The organism is Pseudomonas sp. Irchel s3h9, assembly GCF_900187475.1.
Taxonomy (GTDB): Bacteria; Pseudomonadota; Gammaproteobacteria; order Pseudomonadales; family Pseudomonadaceae; genus Aquipseudomonas; species Aquipseudomonas neuropathica.
This window is the reverse complement of sequence record NZ_FYDH01000016.1, coordinates 13,237-27,620: the sequence shown is the minus strand read 5'-3', so window position 1 is coordinate 27,620 and position 14,384 is coordinate 13,237. Positions and strand designations below refer to the sequence as shown.

The 14,384-nt window shown below is 59.4% G+C and carries 12 protein-coding genes; 3 read left to right on the top strand and 9 right to left on the bottom strand.

Translation table 11 applies throughout. The features are described 5' to 3' along the window. The first annotated feature begins 140 nt into the window (after positions 1–140). Positions 141–1,769: a glucan biosynthesis protein D gene (locus CKW26_RS23580; RefSeq protein ID WP_095050354.1), complete on the top strand. Its 1,629-nt coding sequence runs from the start codon at positions 141–143 to the stop codon at positions 1,767–1,769. Between the two features lie 202 nt (positions 1,770–1,971). Here CKW26_RS23580 and CKW26_RS23575 read toward each other — a convergent pair whose 3' ends face one another. The 3 genes from CKW26_RS23575 to CKW26_RS23565 form a co-directional block, all read right to left on the bottom strand. After that, positions 1,972–3,078 (bottom strand): NADH:flavin oxidoreductase/NADH oxidase, encoded by a 1,107-nt coding sequence (locus CKW26_RS23575; RefSeq protein WP_095050353.1) that lies wholly within the window; start codon positions 3,076–3,078, stop codon positions 1,972–1,974. 291 nt (positions 3,079–3,369) lie between these two features. Continuing rightward, positions 3,370–5,079: a single-stranded-DNA-specific exonuclease RecJ gene (gene recJ / locus CKW26_RS23570; protein WP_095050352.1), complete on the bottom strand. Its 1,710-nt coding sequence runs from the start codon at positions 5,077–5,079 to the stop codon at positions 3,370–3,372. A gap of 55 nt (positions 5,080–5,134) precedes the next feature. Continuing rightward, entirely contained in the window at positions 5,135–5,677 is a 543-nt protein-coding gene (locus CKW26_RS23565) for a YaeQ family protein (RefSeq protein ID WP_007908961.1), read from the bottom strand. 146 nt (positions 5,678–5,823) lie between these two features. Between CKW26_RS23565 and CKW26_RS23560 the strand changes: the two genes are divergently transcribed. Together CKW26_RS23560 and CKW26_RS23555 are read left to right on the top strand one after the other, a co-directional pair. Then, positions 5,824–7,023 (top strand): CaiB/BaiF CoA-transferase family protein, encoded by a 1,200-nt coding sequence (locus CKW26_RS23560; protein WP_095050351.1) that lies wholly within the window; start codon positions 5,824–5,826, stop codon positions 7,021–7,023. Continuing rightward, positions 6,950–7,930, top strand: a complete 981-nt coding sequence (locus CKW26_RS23555) for a TIGR02285 family protein (RefSeq protein WP_177409282.1) — start codon at positions 6,950–6,952, stop codon at positions 7,928–7,930. The genes CKW26_RS23560 and CKW26_RS23555 overlap by 74 nt, the downstream gene beginning before the upstream one ends. A 176-nt stretch (positions 7,931–8,106) precedes the next feature. Here the strand turns inward: CKW26_RS23555 and CKW26_RS23550 are convergent, their stop codons facing one another. The 6 genes from CKW26_RS23550 to dsbC form a co-directional block, all read right to left on the bottom strand. Next, the gene (locus CKW26_RS23550; protein ID WP_093436783.1) at positions 8,107–8,388 is read right to left on the bottom strand and encodes a DUF3509 domain-containing protein; all 282 of its coding nucleotides are present in this window, start codon (positions 8,386–8,388) and stop codon (positions 8,107–8,109) included. A gap of 164 nt (positions 8,389–8,552) precedes the next feature. Next, a complete protein-coding gene (locus CKW26_RS23545; RefSeq protein ID WP_095050349.1) occupies positions 8,553–8,960 on the bottom strand; it encodes a response regulator in 408 nt (135 codons plus the stop codon). Positions 8,961–9,077: 117 nt separating this feature from the next. Then, on the bottom strand, positions 9,078–10,451 hold the full coding sequence (locus CKW26_RS23540; RefSeq protein WP_095050348.1) for a transporter substrate-binding domain-containing protein: 1,374 nt from the start codon (positions 10,449–10,451) through the stop codon (positions 9,078–9,080). A gap of 120 nt (positions 10,452–10,571) precedes the next feature. Beyond that, the gene (gene thrC, locus CKW26_RS23535) at positions 10,572–11,981 is read right to left on the bottom strand and encodes a threonine synthase (protein ID WP_093436796.1); all 1,410 of its coding nucleotides are present in this window, start codon (positions 11,979–11,981) and stop codon (positions 10,572–10,574) included. A gap of 66 nt (positions 11,982–12,047) precedes the next feature. Next, entirely contained in the window at positions 12,048–13,352 is a 1,305-nt protein-coding gene (locus CKW26_RS23530; protein WP_095050347.1) for a homoserine dehydrogenase, read from the bottom strand. Between the two features lie 131 nt (positions 13,353–13,483). Continuing rightward, complete coding sequence (gene dsbC, locus CKW26_RS23525; RefSeq protein WP_095050346.1) at positions 13,484–14,215, bottom strand: bifunctional protein-disulfide isomerase/oxidoreductase DsbC; 732 nt, start codon at positions 14,213–14,215, stop codon at positions 13,484–13,486. Positions 14,216–14,384: the final 169 nt, after the last annotated feature.

Below are 14,384 nucleotides of genomic sequence, written 5' to 3'. Positions count from 1 at the left end.
TTGCATTGCGAGCGAACCGTTTAAGCTAGCGGGCATCTGTTAATAGTCCGTTGCGTTTGGCCGAAGGCTTGTCCGAACCGTTATTTCTGATCCAGCACGTGCCAGGAACGGCGCGGGATTGCTCACGACAGGTTGTATTTATGCACCGCAGGAATTTGCTCAAAGCGTCCATGGCCATTGCGGCTTACACCGGTCTTTCGGCCACTGGCCTGCTGGCCACCCGCGCGTGGGCGGCCAATGGCGGCGCCGCCGATGGCGAGGCGCAGGCCTTCGACTTCGAAGCGCTGAAGCGCCAGGCCAAGCAACTCGCTGGCAGCGCCTATCAGGACACCAAACAGGTGCTGCCGCCAACCTTGGCGACCATGACCCCGCAGAACTTCAACGCGATCCGCTACGACGGCGAGCATTCGCTGTGGAAGGAAAACAAGGGCCAACTGGACGTACAGTTCTTCCACGTCGGCATGGGGTTCCGTCAGCCGGTGCGCATGTACAGCGTCGACCCGAAGACCCGCACCGCGCGCGAAGTGCACTTCCGCCCGGCGCTGTTCAACTATGAAAACACTTCGGTCGACACTCAGCAGTTGAAAGGCGATCTGGGTTTTGCCGGGTTCAAACTGTTCAAGGCACCAGAGCTGGATCGTCATGACGTGGTGTCGTTCCTCGGCGCCAGTTATTTCCGCGCGGTGGATGCGACTGGCCAATATGGCCTCTCCGCTCGCGGCCTGGCGATCGACACGTACGCGAAAAAACGCGAAGAATTTCCTGACTTCACCAAGTTCTGGTTCGAGACACCGGACCAGAACGCCACACGTTTTGTGGTCTACGCACTGCTCGACTCGCCGAGCGCCACTGGCGCTTATCGTTTCGACATCGACTGCCAGGCCGAGCGCGTGGTGATGGAAGTCGATGCGCACATCAATGCGCGCACGGCGATCGAGCAATTGGGCATCTCGCCGATGACCAGTATGTTCAGCTGCGGCACCCACGAACGCCGTATGTGCGACACCATTCACCCGCAAATCCACGACTCGGATCGCTTGGCGATGTGGCGCGGCAACGGCGAGTGGATCTGCCGTCCGCTGAACAACCCGGCGACCCTGCAGTTCAACGCGTTTGCGGACAAGGATCCTAAGGGTTTCGGGCTGGTGCAGACTGACCATGAGTTCGCCAACTATCAGGACACCGTCGACTGGTACAGCAAGCGCCCGAGCCTGTGGGTAGAACCGACCACCGCGTGGGGCGAAGGCTCTATCGATCTGCTGGAAATCCCTACCACCGGCGAGACTCTCGACAACATCGTGGCATTCTGGACCCCGAAAAAACCGGTGGCTGCCGGGGATTCGCTGAACTATGGCTACAAGCTCTACTGGAGCGCATTGCCGCCAGTGGGTACGCCGTTGGCACGGGTGCACGCGACCCGTTCCGGCATGGGCGGATTCACCGAAGGCTGGGCACCGGGCGAGCATTACCCGCCAGTGTGGGCGCGTCGTTTTGCCGTGGACTTCACTGGCGGTGGTCTGGATCGACTGCCGCAGGGCACCGGGATCGAGCCCGTGGTGACGTGCTCGAACGGCAAGGTGCAGGACTTCAGCGTCTTGGTGCTGGATGACATCAAGGGCTATCGGATTCTGTTTGACTGGTACCCGACCAATGACAGCGTGGAGCCGGTGGAGCTGCGGTTGTTTATTCGCACCAACGATCGCACGTTGAGCGAGACCTGGTTGTACCAGTATTTCCCGCCGGCGCCGGACAAGCGCAAATACCCTTGATGATTTGAGGCGCCTGCACGGGCCTCATCGCTGGCAAGCCAGCTCCCACAGTGTTTGGTGTTGATCACAATTTTTGTGTACGACGCCAAACCTGTGGGAGCTGGCTTGCCAGCGATGACGGCAGTATTTCAACAAAAGATCAGCAGACAAAACAAAGCCCCGACCATCACTGACCGGGGCTTTTTGCCTTACCGCTACCAACTCAATCGCGTAAATCAGACTCATGAATCGGCTGATCCCGATGAGTCGCGCGCTGATACTGCGCCGGCCACACCGCTTTGCGCCCACCGAGATCATCGTCGGCATGCAGTGGCCAGTAAGGGTCACGCAACAGCTCCCGAGCGAGGAAAATGATGTCAGCCTGACAGGTGCGCCGAATATGCTCGGCCTGCGCCGGTTCGGTAATCATTCCCACGGTGCCGGTGGCGATGCCTGACTCCTTGCGCACACGTTCGGCGAAACGCGTCTGATAACCCGGCCCAACCGGAATTTCCGCGTTGGCCGCCGTCCCGCCCGACGACACATCGATCAGATCCGCGCCGAGGGTGTGCAGACGTCGCGCCAGTTCCACGGTTTCATCCGGGTTCCAGCCGTCTTCCACCCAGTCAGTGGCCGACACGCGAACAAACACCGGTAACTCCTCCGGCCAGACCGCCCTTACCGCTTCAGTCACCTGCAACACCAGACGAATGCGGTTTTCAAACGAACCACCGTACTGATCGCGGCGCTGATTACTCAACGGCGAAAGAAACTGATGCAGCAGATAACCATGCGCCGCGTGCACCTCAACCACACTGAAACCCGCCTTCAACGCACGTTTGGCGGCATCGACAAAGGCCTGAATAACGTCGGCGATCTGCCCTTCATCCAGCTGTTTCGGTTGCGTGTGTTGTGGGTCAAAGGCAATCGGTGACGGCCCTACCGGGGTCCAGCCACCATCATCGGGTTTGACGCTGCCATGCTTGCCGATCCACGGCCGATGAGTGCTGGCCTTGCGCCCGGCGTGGGCCAGTTGAATGCCGGCAACCGCGCCTTGGGACGTGATGAAGCGGGTAATGCGTTGCAGCGGTTCGATCTGTTCATCGTTCCACAGGCCAAGGTCTTCGGCGGTGATCCGCCCGTCGGCCGTGACCGCCGTGGCTTCGGTAAATACCAGACCCGCGCCACCTACCGCGCGACTGCCGAGGTGTACCAGATGCCAGTCGTTAGCGAGGCCGTCGACACTGGAGTATTGGCACATCGGTGACACCGCGATGCGGTTGGGCAGGGTCAGTTGGCGCAGGGTGAAGGGTTCAAGCAGCAGACTCATGGGGCACCTCTCAAATCAGTGGGCAGGCTCCAGGGTTCTGTTTGAATAGTCGACGAGTGACAGGAAAAAGGTGCAGCACCCGCCCCCGCGGGCAAAAAAATCGACAAGACGTCACAAGGCCAATCAAGCAGTGCTTAGAGCCTAGTCGACAACCGGGGATGAGGGAGGGTTCAGAGTGATTCAGTGTGTGAAAGGACACTTTCGCGAGCAGGTCGAATCGTCGTATCGGCGCTCCCACATTTGGAACGCATTCCAATGTAGGAGCTGCCGCAGGCTGCGATCTTTTGATCTTCAGCGCGGTTCGATGTGGGCAATCATCAACTGAACAGTCTCGTTACCCCGAAACTCGTTAACGTCGAGCTTATAAGCCAGTTCAACCCACTGAATCGTCGGGTTCGGCCAGATATCGCGGTCAACGCCAAAGGCAATACCATCCAGCTTCACCGAGCCACATTCGCTCTTCAGCACCACTTTCAGGTGCCGTTCGCCGACCACTCGTTGTTCGACCAACTGGAACACGCCATGAAACAGCGGCTCCGGGAAGTGCTGCCCCCAAGGCCCGGCATGGCGCAAGGCGCGGGCCAGTTCGAGGTGGAATTCTTCAACCGCCAGCGTGCCATCGGTCAGCATGCGCCCGGTCAGGTCTTCTTCGCGAAGTTGCCTACGCACCTCAGCGTCAAAGGCCTCGGCGAAAAGCGGAAAATTCTCCTGCGGCAGGGTCAGACCAGCGGCCATTGCGTGGCCACCATACTTGGCGATCAGGTTTGGATGCTGCGCCGCCACCACGCTCAACGCGTCACGAATGTGGAAGCCCTGTACCGAACGGCCCGAGCCTTTTAGCAAACCATCTCCCGCATCGGCGAAAGCAATGGTCGGACGGAAATAGCGCTCTTTCATCCGCGACGCGAGAATCCCGATCACTCCCTGGTGCCACTCCGGGTCGAACAGGCACAGACCAAACGGCATCGATTCGACCGGCAAGTCCTTGAGCTGCGCCAGCGCCTCGCGCTGCATGCCTTGTTCGATAGATTTGCGATCTTGGTTCATGCCGTCCAGTTGCGCGGCCATTTCCCGGGCCAGGTTGGCGTCGGCAGTGAGCAGGCATTCGATGCCCAGGCTCATGTCATCCAGACGCCCGGCCGCGTTCAGGCGTGGGCCAACGATAAACCCGAGATCGGTGGAGGTAATGCGTGCAGCATCTCGTTTGGCCACTTCAAGGATCGCTTTGATCCCCGGCCGTGCGCGTCCGGCGCGAATCCGCTCGAGGCCCTGATGCACCAGAATCCGATTGTTGGCGTCCAGCGGCACCACGTCGGCGACGCTGCCCAACGCCACCAGGTCAAGCAGTTCGCCGATGTTCGGCTGAGGCTTGTTCTCGTACCAGCCAAGGCTGCGCAGGCGCGCGCGCAACGCCATCAACACATAGAAAATCACCCCGACGCCGGCGAGCGCCTTGCTCGGGAATTCGCATCCGGGCTGGTTCGGGTTGACCAGCGCATCGGCCAGCGGCAGTTCATCGCCGGGCAAGTGGTGGTCGGTGATCAGTACTTTGAGCCCAGCCTTTTTGGCTGCGGCCACGCCTTCGACGCTGGAGATGCCGTTGTCGACGGTGATCAGCAATTGCGGCTCGCGGGTCAGTGCGACCTCGACGATTTCCGGGGTCAGGCCGTAGCCATATTCGAAGCGGTTCGGCACCAGATAGTCGACATGCGCCGCACCGAGCAAGCGCAAACCGAGCATGCCGACAGTGCTGGCGGTCGCCCCGTCCGCGTCGAAGTCGCCGACGATGAGGATGCGCTGGCGTTGCTCCAGCGCCGTCACCAGCAGGTCTACCGCCGCATCGATGCCCTTGAGTTGCTGAAACGGGATCAACCGCGCCAGACTCTTGTCCAGCTCCGCCTCGGACTGCACGCCCCGCGCCGCGTACAAGCGGGTCAGCAAGGGTGGCAGATCACCGAGAAACGGCAGAGTGGCAGGCAGTTGACGAGGTTCGATACGCATGGGGTGACAGAGACTTCTCTTGATTACGTGGGATTATTGCGGTGGTGACGCGGGATCAGCCGCGCTCACCTTGCAGCCATTGCAACTGGACTTCGTGCTGACCCCGGTCGTCAGTGACGAAGATCGTCCCTTCGCTGATCATCACGTCCCACTTGATAACGCGGGGCATGTCCTTGGCCAGGGTTTCCAGCACTTCTTGCGGGACCGCTGCGATGTTGACGTTCTTCAGGTTTTTGATCGCCGGGATCACCTTGGTTTCCCAGACACGCAGGCTGCCGTAGGCCAGCAGGCTGGTGCGCTCAGTGCGACGCGAGCACCAGGTCAGGCGATCAGCGTCAGGCTGGCCAACTTCGATCCAGTGCAGAACACGGTCGTCCAGGCTCTTTTCCCACAGTGCAGGTTCATCCACGTCTGACAGACCACGACCAAACGACAACTGCTCGTTGTACCAGAGCGCGTAGGCCAGCAGCCGCACGGTCATACGCTCTTCGGTTTCCGAAGGGTGACGGGCGATGGTCTGCTTGACGCTCTCGTAGACACTGCGGTCGAGGTCGGTGAGGTTCAGTTCAAATTTGTAGGTAGTGGACGGCTGGGCCATGAACGGGCTTCTTGATACGAGGAAAGTCGGCAAGTCTAACCGATGCGGTAGGCAATCATCGAATTGATGGCGATCAAGCTGCGGCGTCTGACAGCCGGCTATGTTAAAACGCTGTATCTGCTTAGCCTTGTCCTACAGGATTCAGTATGCCGTTCGCCAACAAACCGCTCAGCGGTGTGAAAGTCATTGAATTGGGTACATTGATTGCCGGGCCGTTTGCCTCGCGCATTTGCGGCGAGTTCGGTGCCGAAGTGATCAAGATCGAATCGCCCGACGGCGGGGATCCACTGCGCAAGTGGCGAAAACTGTATGAAGGCACGTCGCTGTGGTGGTTCGTCCAGGCGCGCAATAAAAAGTCGCTGACGCTGAACCTCAAACACCCTGACGGCTTGGCGATCCTGAAAAAACTGCTCAGTGAAGCCGACATCCTCATCGAGAACTTCCGCCCCGGTGTCCTGGAAAAACTGGGCCTGGGTTGGGAAACCCTGCACGCCTTGAACCCGAAACTGGTGATGGTGCGCCTGTCCGGTTTTGGCCAGACCGGGCCGATGAAGGATCAGCCCGGCTTCGGTGCGGTGGGTGAGTCCATGGGCGGCTTGCGCTACATCACCGGTTTCGAGGACCGTCCACCGGTGCGCACCGGAATTTCCATCGGCGATTCGATTGCCGCGCTATGGGGCGTGATCGGCGCGCTAATGGCGCTGCGTCATCGCGAAGTCAATGGTGGCACAGGCCAGGTTGTCGATGTCGCGTTGTACGAAGCGATTTTCGCGATGATGGAAAGCATGGTGCCGGAGTTCGACGTGTTCGGTTTTATCCGCGAGCGCACCGGCAACATCATGCCCGGCATCACGCCCTCCTCTATCCACACCAGTGCCGATGGCAAACACGTGCAGATCGGCGCCAATGGTGACGCGATCTTCAAACGCTTCATGCTGATCATCGGCCGTGAAGACCTGGCCAATGACCCTACGCTGGCCAGCAACGACGGGCGCGACAATCGTCGCGACGAGTTGTACGGCGTGATTGATCGCTGGGTCAATTCGTTGCCGCTGCAAACCGTGCTCGACCTGCTCAATCAGGCCGATGTACCGGCCAGCCGGATCTTCAGCGCCGAGGACATGTTCAGCGATCCGCAGTACCTGGCCCGAGAGATGTTCCTGCAGGCCAAGCTGCCCGGCGGCAAAGATTTCAAGATGCCGGGCATCGTGCCGAAACTCTCAGAGACACCCGGCAGTTCGGAATGGGTCGGACCGCAATTGGGTGAACACAATGCGCAGGTACTTCACGATCTTGGCTACGACGAGAGACAGATCGCCAAGCTGCGCGAAGACGGAGCCATTTAAGCTGAAACGCCGGCAGACATCGCACGCCAACCACGCCCATCAATGGTGGACGTGGCGGCTGTTCGGCTTGTTGTTTCTACTCATGTTGTCGAACGGCGCGCAGGCGAAACCGACGCTGATCTGGTTACTGCGCGACCTGCCGCCACTGACCATTTTCGAAGGCCCGAAAAAAGGCCAGGGTGTCATTGATCACCTCATGCCGATGCTGATTGCCGGCATGCCGCAATACGAACACAAGTTGATGCGAGTCAATCGAGCCCGAGGCATCCAGATGCTTCACGAAGCCTCCTTCACCTGCGACCCGTCGCTGATCTGGAGCAAGGAGCGCGCGCAATGGATCGCGTACTCCATCCCGGCCTTCCGCGCCGTCAGTAATGGGCTGGTGGTGCGTCAGAAAGATCGCGAAGTGTTGGCACCGTTTCTCGTGGAAGGTGAAATCGATCTGGCATCGCTTCTAGCCAATGGCCAAGAGAAAATCGGGGTCGTGGCGGAACGCAGTTACGGTGAAATAGTCGATGACTTGCTGCGTCAGGCCCCCAAGGACGCCCTGACGCCTCATTACGGCAACGAGGCCCTGAACAATCTGCTGCTGATGCAGCGCCTGGGACGATTACAGGTGGTGCTGGGCTATTGGCCAGAAATTCGTTATCAGGCTCATCTGGCGCAAATCGCCGAAGACGAGTTGCTGTTCTATCCGATCCGCGGCACCGGTAAATACCTGTCGGGCTACATCGGCTGCTCCGACACACACCAGGGCCGTCAGGCAATCAGCGAAATAAACCAACTGCTGCGCACCCTTCCCCACGATCAACTGAACCAGTTGTACGCCGACTGGCTGGACCCCGCGATGCGAAGCGACTACCTCGAACAGGCCCGATCGTTCTTCGAGCAACAAGCGGCGCCATGAGCAAATCGCAGACAAAAGAAACCCCGAGAAGTGGGGAGACGACTCGGGGTTAAACGTGGCCTACATAAAGACCAGTAGCAGCAAGCGACAAGCACCGGAGCACAATGCTTGATCCTGCTGTTACCGGGTCTGACTGACAGGGATGCAGGAAGGTTCCCACAAAAAATATTTCATCTTTACAGCGCCGCACGTTTATCCAGCGCAGCGTTGCGCAATGCCGCGATCACACAGGGTTCCAGCCTTCCCTCCGCAATCAGAACGTCGCGGTGCAAGCCGTCAACGACATCGGTCAACTGGCGCTTGTCGGTCAGTTGCGCCTGATTGAATTCGCGTTCCACCACAATGGCGCCGTGACTGTTCTTCAAGGTCACCAGGCATTCGCCATGGGAACCGTTTGGAGACAACGAAACCTGATACGGGCTCAGAGCCTCACCGAGCAATAGACTGATACTTTCCATCTCGATCTCCACTCAATAGTCCGAAAACTGTGTGCCTGGGGCGTGTTCACAATAAATGACCACCGGCCCGAGAAGAAAGTTCTGCATACCGATCGCTCCGCTCCTGGAGTCACCGGTCTGTCAGAGCATGCACGGCGAAGATGACAGAAAAATAACCGTCCCCGTCAAACCTGGAGAGTTGGCGAAGCGGCGCTCAGGTAACTGTCGAGCAAACCGCGCATCAGCACCGCAGACACCGGGGTTTGCAGGCGCCCCAGCAGCCGCAGGCGGTGTTCACACAGCAAAGGCTCTAGATCGTTCAGCAGGCTTGGTGCGACCGTCCCCAGCAGGATCAACGCACGCGCATCATGCCGTGTCGCTAGATGATGAATCAGCGCCAAGCCATCGCCACCCTTGAGTTGCGGATCGCAAATGGCGATGTCGACCGCGCCGCGATGGCCCAGCGAAGACAGCGCAGAGCCCAGCGACGGCGCCGTCAGCACGTCATAGATGCCAATGGCATTGAGCATTTGATGCAATGCCATCAGCTGGAACGGATTGGGTTCAAGTATCAGGACTTTAAGCGAGCGCATAAGCGACCTCTGGAGGCGACAATCGCGGACTCTCACCGCAGTTGTTGTCACTCTAGGGCAGCCGTCCTAAGCCTCCCATCGGAAAAGTAGTCGTGTCTTATAGGACATTTCCCATCTTCATTGCAGACATCGACACCCGCTCTCTGTACGACGCTGGGTGATGTCCGTCCAGCCCCCCAAAAGCCCACGCAGTTTGCCGTCGGCGCTGTAGAACGGCACTGTCCACTGATAGACCTCGCGGTGACCACTCTTGAATTGCAATCGGCGCTTGCTGAAGCGCGACTTGCGGGTACGCAACTGCACCAGGAACTCGTCGTGCAGCATCAGCGCCGTAGCCTGCGGCAGCGCGTCAACCTCGATCAGCAACTTCCCGAGCACCTGATCCAATCGAATCGACAAGGCCTCCTCATAGCTGCGATTGCACATGATCAGCCGCCCTTGCAGGTCACGGACAAACACCGGGTCGGGCATGGAGTCGATCAACGCGTGCTGAAACGCCAGTTGATCGCCCAGATCCTTTTCCGCCGCGCGACGCAGTTTGATCACGGCCGTCAGTCGCCGATTCCATATCAGGAAAAGCAGGCCAAACACGCCGAGTCCGCCCATGCCCCAGCAACCCCATTCGAGCATCTGCTGCCAGACCGACGGCACGGGCACCGGAGCAACACCCTCCAGCCATTTCAGGCGGATCGCCCGTAATTCCGCCGCAGGAAAAGCCTCAAGGGCCTTGTTGAGAATACTCAAGAGCACTGGCATGCCCTTGCGCACGGCCAGGTTATCCGCTTCCCATTTGCCTTCGACCAGACCGCCCACCTTGAGCAACCCCAAAGGATACAGCTGAGCGCCGATTTCGTTCTCGATGGTGGCGTAAGCTTCACCGCTCTCGACCAGTGCCCGCGCCTCGGCGTAGGTCTTGACCGAGCGAATCTCGATCGAAGGGAAGTCACGCCGGATCATGTCTTCCAGCGCATGCCGGGCCGGCAGCACCAACACCCGTTTACTCAACTGCTCAAAAGCCTCCAGCCGGGGCGCGTCAGCGCGGCCGACAAACACCCAGCCCGCACCACCAAATGCGTGGCTGTAATCCAGAAACGCCTTGCGCTCCTCGCTCATGGCCAGGGTCGTACTGATATCCGCCGATCCGCTTTCCAGACGTTCAAGCATGTGATCGGTGGAAAACGACTCCTGATGCACAAACCGCAACCCGGTCATCGCCGTCACGCGCTTGAGTACATCATTATTCAAGCCGCTCCACTGCCCGTGCTCATCCTGGAACAGATACAACGGGTACTGCAACGACGTCACCTTCACCTCCGGGTTGTCTTGAATCCACTGACGCTCGTGCGCAGCCAGTTCGATGGGCTGGACCCTGGAAGTCGCGGCATCGTCTTGCAGCGCCAGTTGCGCCGCCTCGCTGCTGCGCATCAAAGCCAGTAATCCGAACAAGAACAGCCCACTCAGTGCCGGTTTCAAACCTCTATAAAACAGCATTGCCACTTCCTTCGTGATCGACTCACCCGTCCTTCGTGGGTGAAAACCCGAACAGTGTGGCAGCAGAAACAAAAAAGCCCGTCAGGAGACGGGCTTCAAAATGTGACAGCTTTTACCGGCTTAAAGCGGCTTGCCGCGGTTGCCATGCTGACTGACAAAGGCTTGCACGGCTTTCAGCTCGTTTGGCAAAACGGTGCAACGCTCGTTTCGCTCAAACAAATCAGAAAGATGTGCAGGTAGCTCGAGCGCTTTTCCTACACCGGCTTTCTCTACCGCATCCGGGAATTTCACCGGATGTGCGGTGCCGAGAATCACCATCGGGATATCGAGGCTACGACGGCATTCGCGCGCGGCCTTGACGCCGATCGCGGTATGCGGATCCAGCACTTCACCGGTCTGCTCGTAAACTTCGGCGATGGTTTCGCAGGTTTGCGCGTCGTCCACGGCCAGCGAGTCGAACAGTTTGCGGGCTTCGGTCCAGCGCTCCTGCTCGACGCTGAAACCACCACCCTGCTTGAACGTGTCCATCAGACCGGCGATGGCCGCGCCGTTGCGACCGTGCAGGTCGAACAGCAGGCGTTCGAAGTTCGACGAGACCATGATGTCCATCGACGGCGACAGCGTGGCGTGCAGGGTTTCCTTGACGTACTGATTGCCGCTCATGAAGCGGTGCAGGATGTCGTTGCGGTTGGTGGCGACGATCAACTGGTTGATCGGCAGGCCCATGTTGCGCGCCAGGTAACCGGCGAAGATGTCGCCAAAGTTGCCGGTTGGCACCGAGAACGACACCGAACGCGCCGGACCGCCCAACTGCAGGGCCGCGTGGAAGTAGTAGACGATCTGGGCCATGATCCGCGCCCAGTTGATCGAGTTCACCGCCACCAGACGCGTGCCTTTGAGGAAGCTCTGGTCGGCGAAGCTCGCCTTGACCATTTCCTGGCAGTCATCGAAGTTGCCTTCGATGGCGATGTTGTGGATGTTCTCGCCGAAAATCGTGGTCATCTGGCGACGCTGCACTTCGGACACACGGTTATGCGGGTGCAGAATGAAGATGTCGACGTTTTCGCAGTGCTTGCAGCCTTCGATGGCCGCCGAGCCGGTGTCACCCGAGGTGGCGCCGACGATGACCACGCGCTCACCGCGTTTTTCCAGCACGTAGTCGAGCAGACGACCGAGCAGTTGCAGAGCGAAGTCCTTGAACGCCAAAGTCGGGCCGTGGAACAACTCCAGCACCCATTCGTTGCCGTTCAACTGACGCAGCGGCGCCACGGCGCTGTGCGAGAACACACCGTAGGTTTCTTCAAGGATTTTTTTGAAATCGGCATCCGGAATGCTGCCGGTAACGAACGGACGCATCACCCGGAAGGCCAGCTCGTGATACGGCAGGCCGGCCCACGAAGCGATTTCTTCCTGAGTGAAACGTGGCAGGTTTTCCGGAACGTACAGACCGCCGTCGGTGGCGAGACCGGCCAGCAGGACGTCTTCGAAATTCAGGGCCGGTGCCTGGCCGCGGGTACTGATGTAACGCATGACTGACTCCAATGGAGAGTGTTCACGACACCCGCCCCGTGCACGGGACGGGTGCAGGACAACGACTTAGTTCAGGTGCTCGACGCGGATCCGTACAACCGGACCATTCACACCGGCCAGGGCTTCGAGGGCGGCGATCGCATCGTTGATACGTTGCTCGACCACGCGGTGGGTCAGCAGGATCATCGGCACCAGACCGTCGTGCTCTTCAACTTCCTTCTGCATGATCGACTCGATGTTGATGCCGCGCTCCGAGAGGATGCTCGCCACCTGAGCCAGTACACCCGGATGGTCCTTGGCCTGGATGCGCAGGTAGTAGGCGCTTTCGCAGGCTTCGATCGGCAGGATCGGATGGGCCGACAGCGAATCCGGCTGGAAGGCCAGGTGCGGTACGCGGTTTTCCGGGTCGGAAGTCATGGCGCGAACCACGTCAACCAGGTCGGCAATTACCGAAGAGGCGGTTGGCTCCATGCCGGCGCCAGCGCCGTAGAACAGCGTCGAACCAGCCGCATCACCGTTGACCATTACTGCGTTCATCACGCCGTTGACGTTGGCGATCAGGCGATCGGCCGGGATCAGCGTCGGGTGCACGCGCAACTCGATGCCGGCAGCGGTGCTGCGAGCGACACCGAGGTGCTTGATGCGGTAGCCCAGCGCTTCGGCGTAGTTGACGTCGGCGGTGGTCAGTTTGGTGATGCCTTCGGTGTAAGCCTTGTCGAATTGCAGCGGAATGCCGAACGCGATGGAGGCCAGAATCGTCAGTTTGTGCGCGGCGTCGATGCCTTCAACGTCGAAGGTCGGATCGACTTCGGCGTAACCCAGTGCCTGGGCTTCGGCCAGCACGTCTTCGAAGGTACGGCCCTTCTCGCGCATTTCGGTGAGGATGAAGTTACCGGTGCCGTTGATGATCCCGGCCACCCAATTGATGCGGTTGGCGGACAGGCCTTCACGGATCGCCTTGATCACCGGAATGCCACCGGCCACGGCCGCTTCAAACGCCACGATCACGCCTTTCTCGCGAGCCTTGGCGAAAATTTCATTACCGTGAACGGCAATCAGAGCCTTGTTCGCGGTGACCACATGCTTGCCATTCTCGATGGCCTTGAGTACCAGCTCGCGGGCAACGGTGTAGCCGCCCATCAGCTCTATGACGATGTCGATCTCAGGGTTCGTGGCCACTTCGAAGACATCGTTGGTAATCGCAATACCGGTCGTCTGGAACTGAGGCTTTGGCGTGCGCATGGCAATTTGTGCCACTTCGATTCCACGCCCGGCACGACGAGCAATTTCCTCGGCGTTGCGCTGAAGTACGTTGAAGGTACCGCCACCGACGGTCCCTAACCCACAGATGCCTACTTTGACCGGATTCACTGTGAACTCCCCATAAAACGGCCGACACGGGGTCGGCCGGAAAACAACCGCTTGCTCGCGGCTCTCTATTAATGGCCCGGCGATGCTGCTGCCGGACCATGATCGTCACGGCTGACCGTGACGATGCGAATTTACTTCGCGCCCAGCGCCAGTTTGGCGACTTGTGGCGCAGGCTGGTAGCCCGGAATCACTTGTCCGTCAGCCAAAACGATGGCCGGTGTACCGTTCACGCCGATCGACTGACCGAGGGCAAACTGTTTGGAAACCGGGTTTTCGCACTTGGCGGCCTTGATTTCCTTGCCATCGACCATTTTGTCCATGGCGGCTTTCTTGTCTTTCGAGCACCACACGGCTTGCAGTTGCTCGTCACCCGGCGAGTTCAGACCCTGGCGCGGGAACGCAACGTAACGCACTTCGATGCCGCGCTTGTTCAGCTCCGGCACTTCCGCGTGCAGCTTGTGGCAGTACGGGCAGGTGGTGTCGGTGAACACGGTGATGTGCGATTTGGTTTCGCCCACAGCTGGGTAGACCACGGTTTCGGCCACCGGTATGGCATTGATCAGTTTGGAGATGCCCAGGCGTTCGGTCTTCTCGGTCAGGTTGACCGGTTTGCCGTCCTTGAGCTGGAACAGGTAACCCTGAACGATGTACTGGCCATCGGCGCTGGCGTAGAGCACGCGGCTGCCCTTGAGCTTGACTTCGTACATACCCGGCAACGGGCTGGCGCTGATGCTTTCTACCGGAACCTCGAGTTCGAGTTTTTCCAGGCTTTGACGAATGGCTTTGTCGGCCGCGTCATCGGCGACGGCAAAGGTGCTGACCAACGCAATAGCTGCGGCGGCGAAAATCTGGGTCAGACGCATGAGAACTCCTGAAGGCGGACAAATGGAACGATCAGAACGCCCGTGCCGGAACACCGGGTCATAACCGTCCATCGTGCAAACCGGCAAAGCCTAACACATAAGGTCACGGTGGCCGAATGCGCCTGTCGCCACTCATCACCCCCGCCTTATGTAGGAGCTGCCGAAGGCT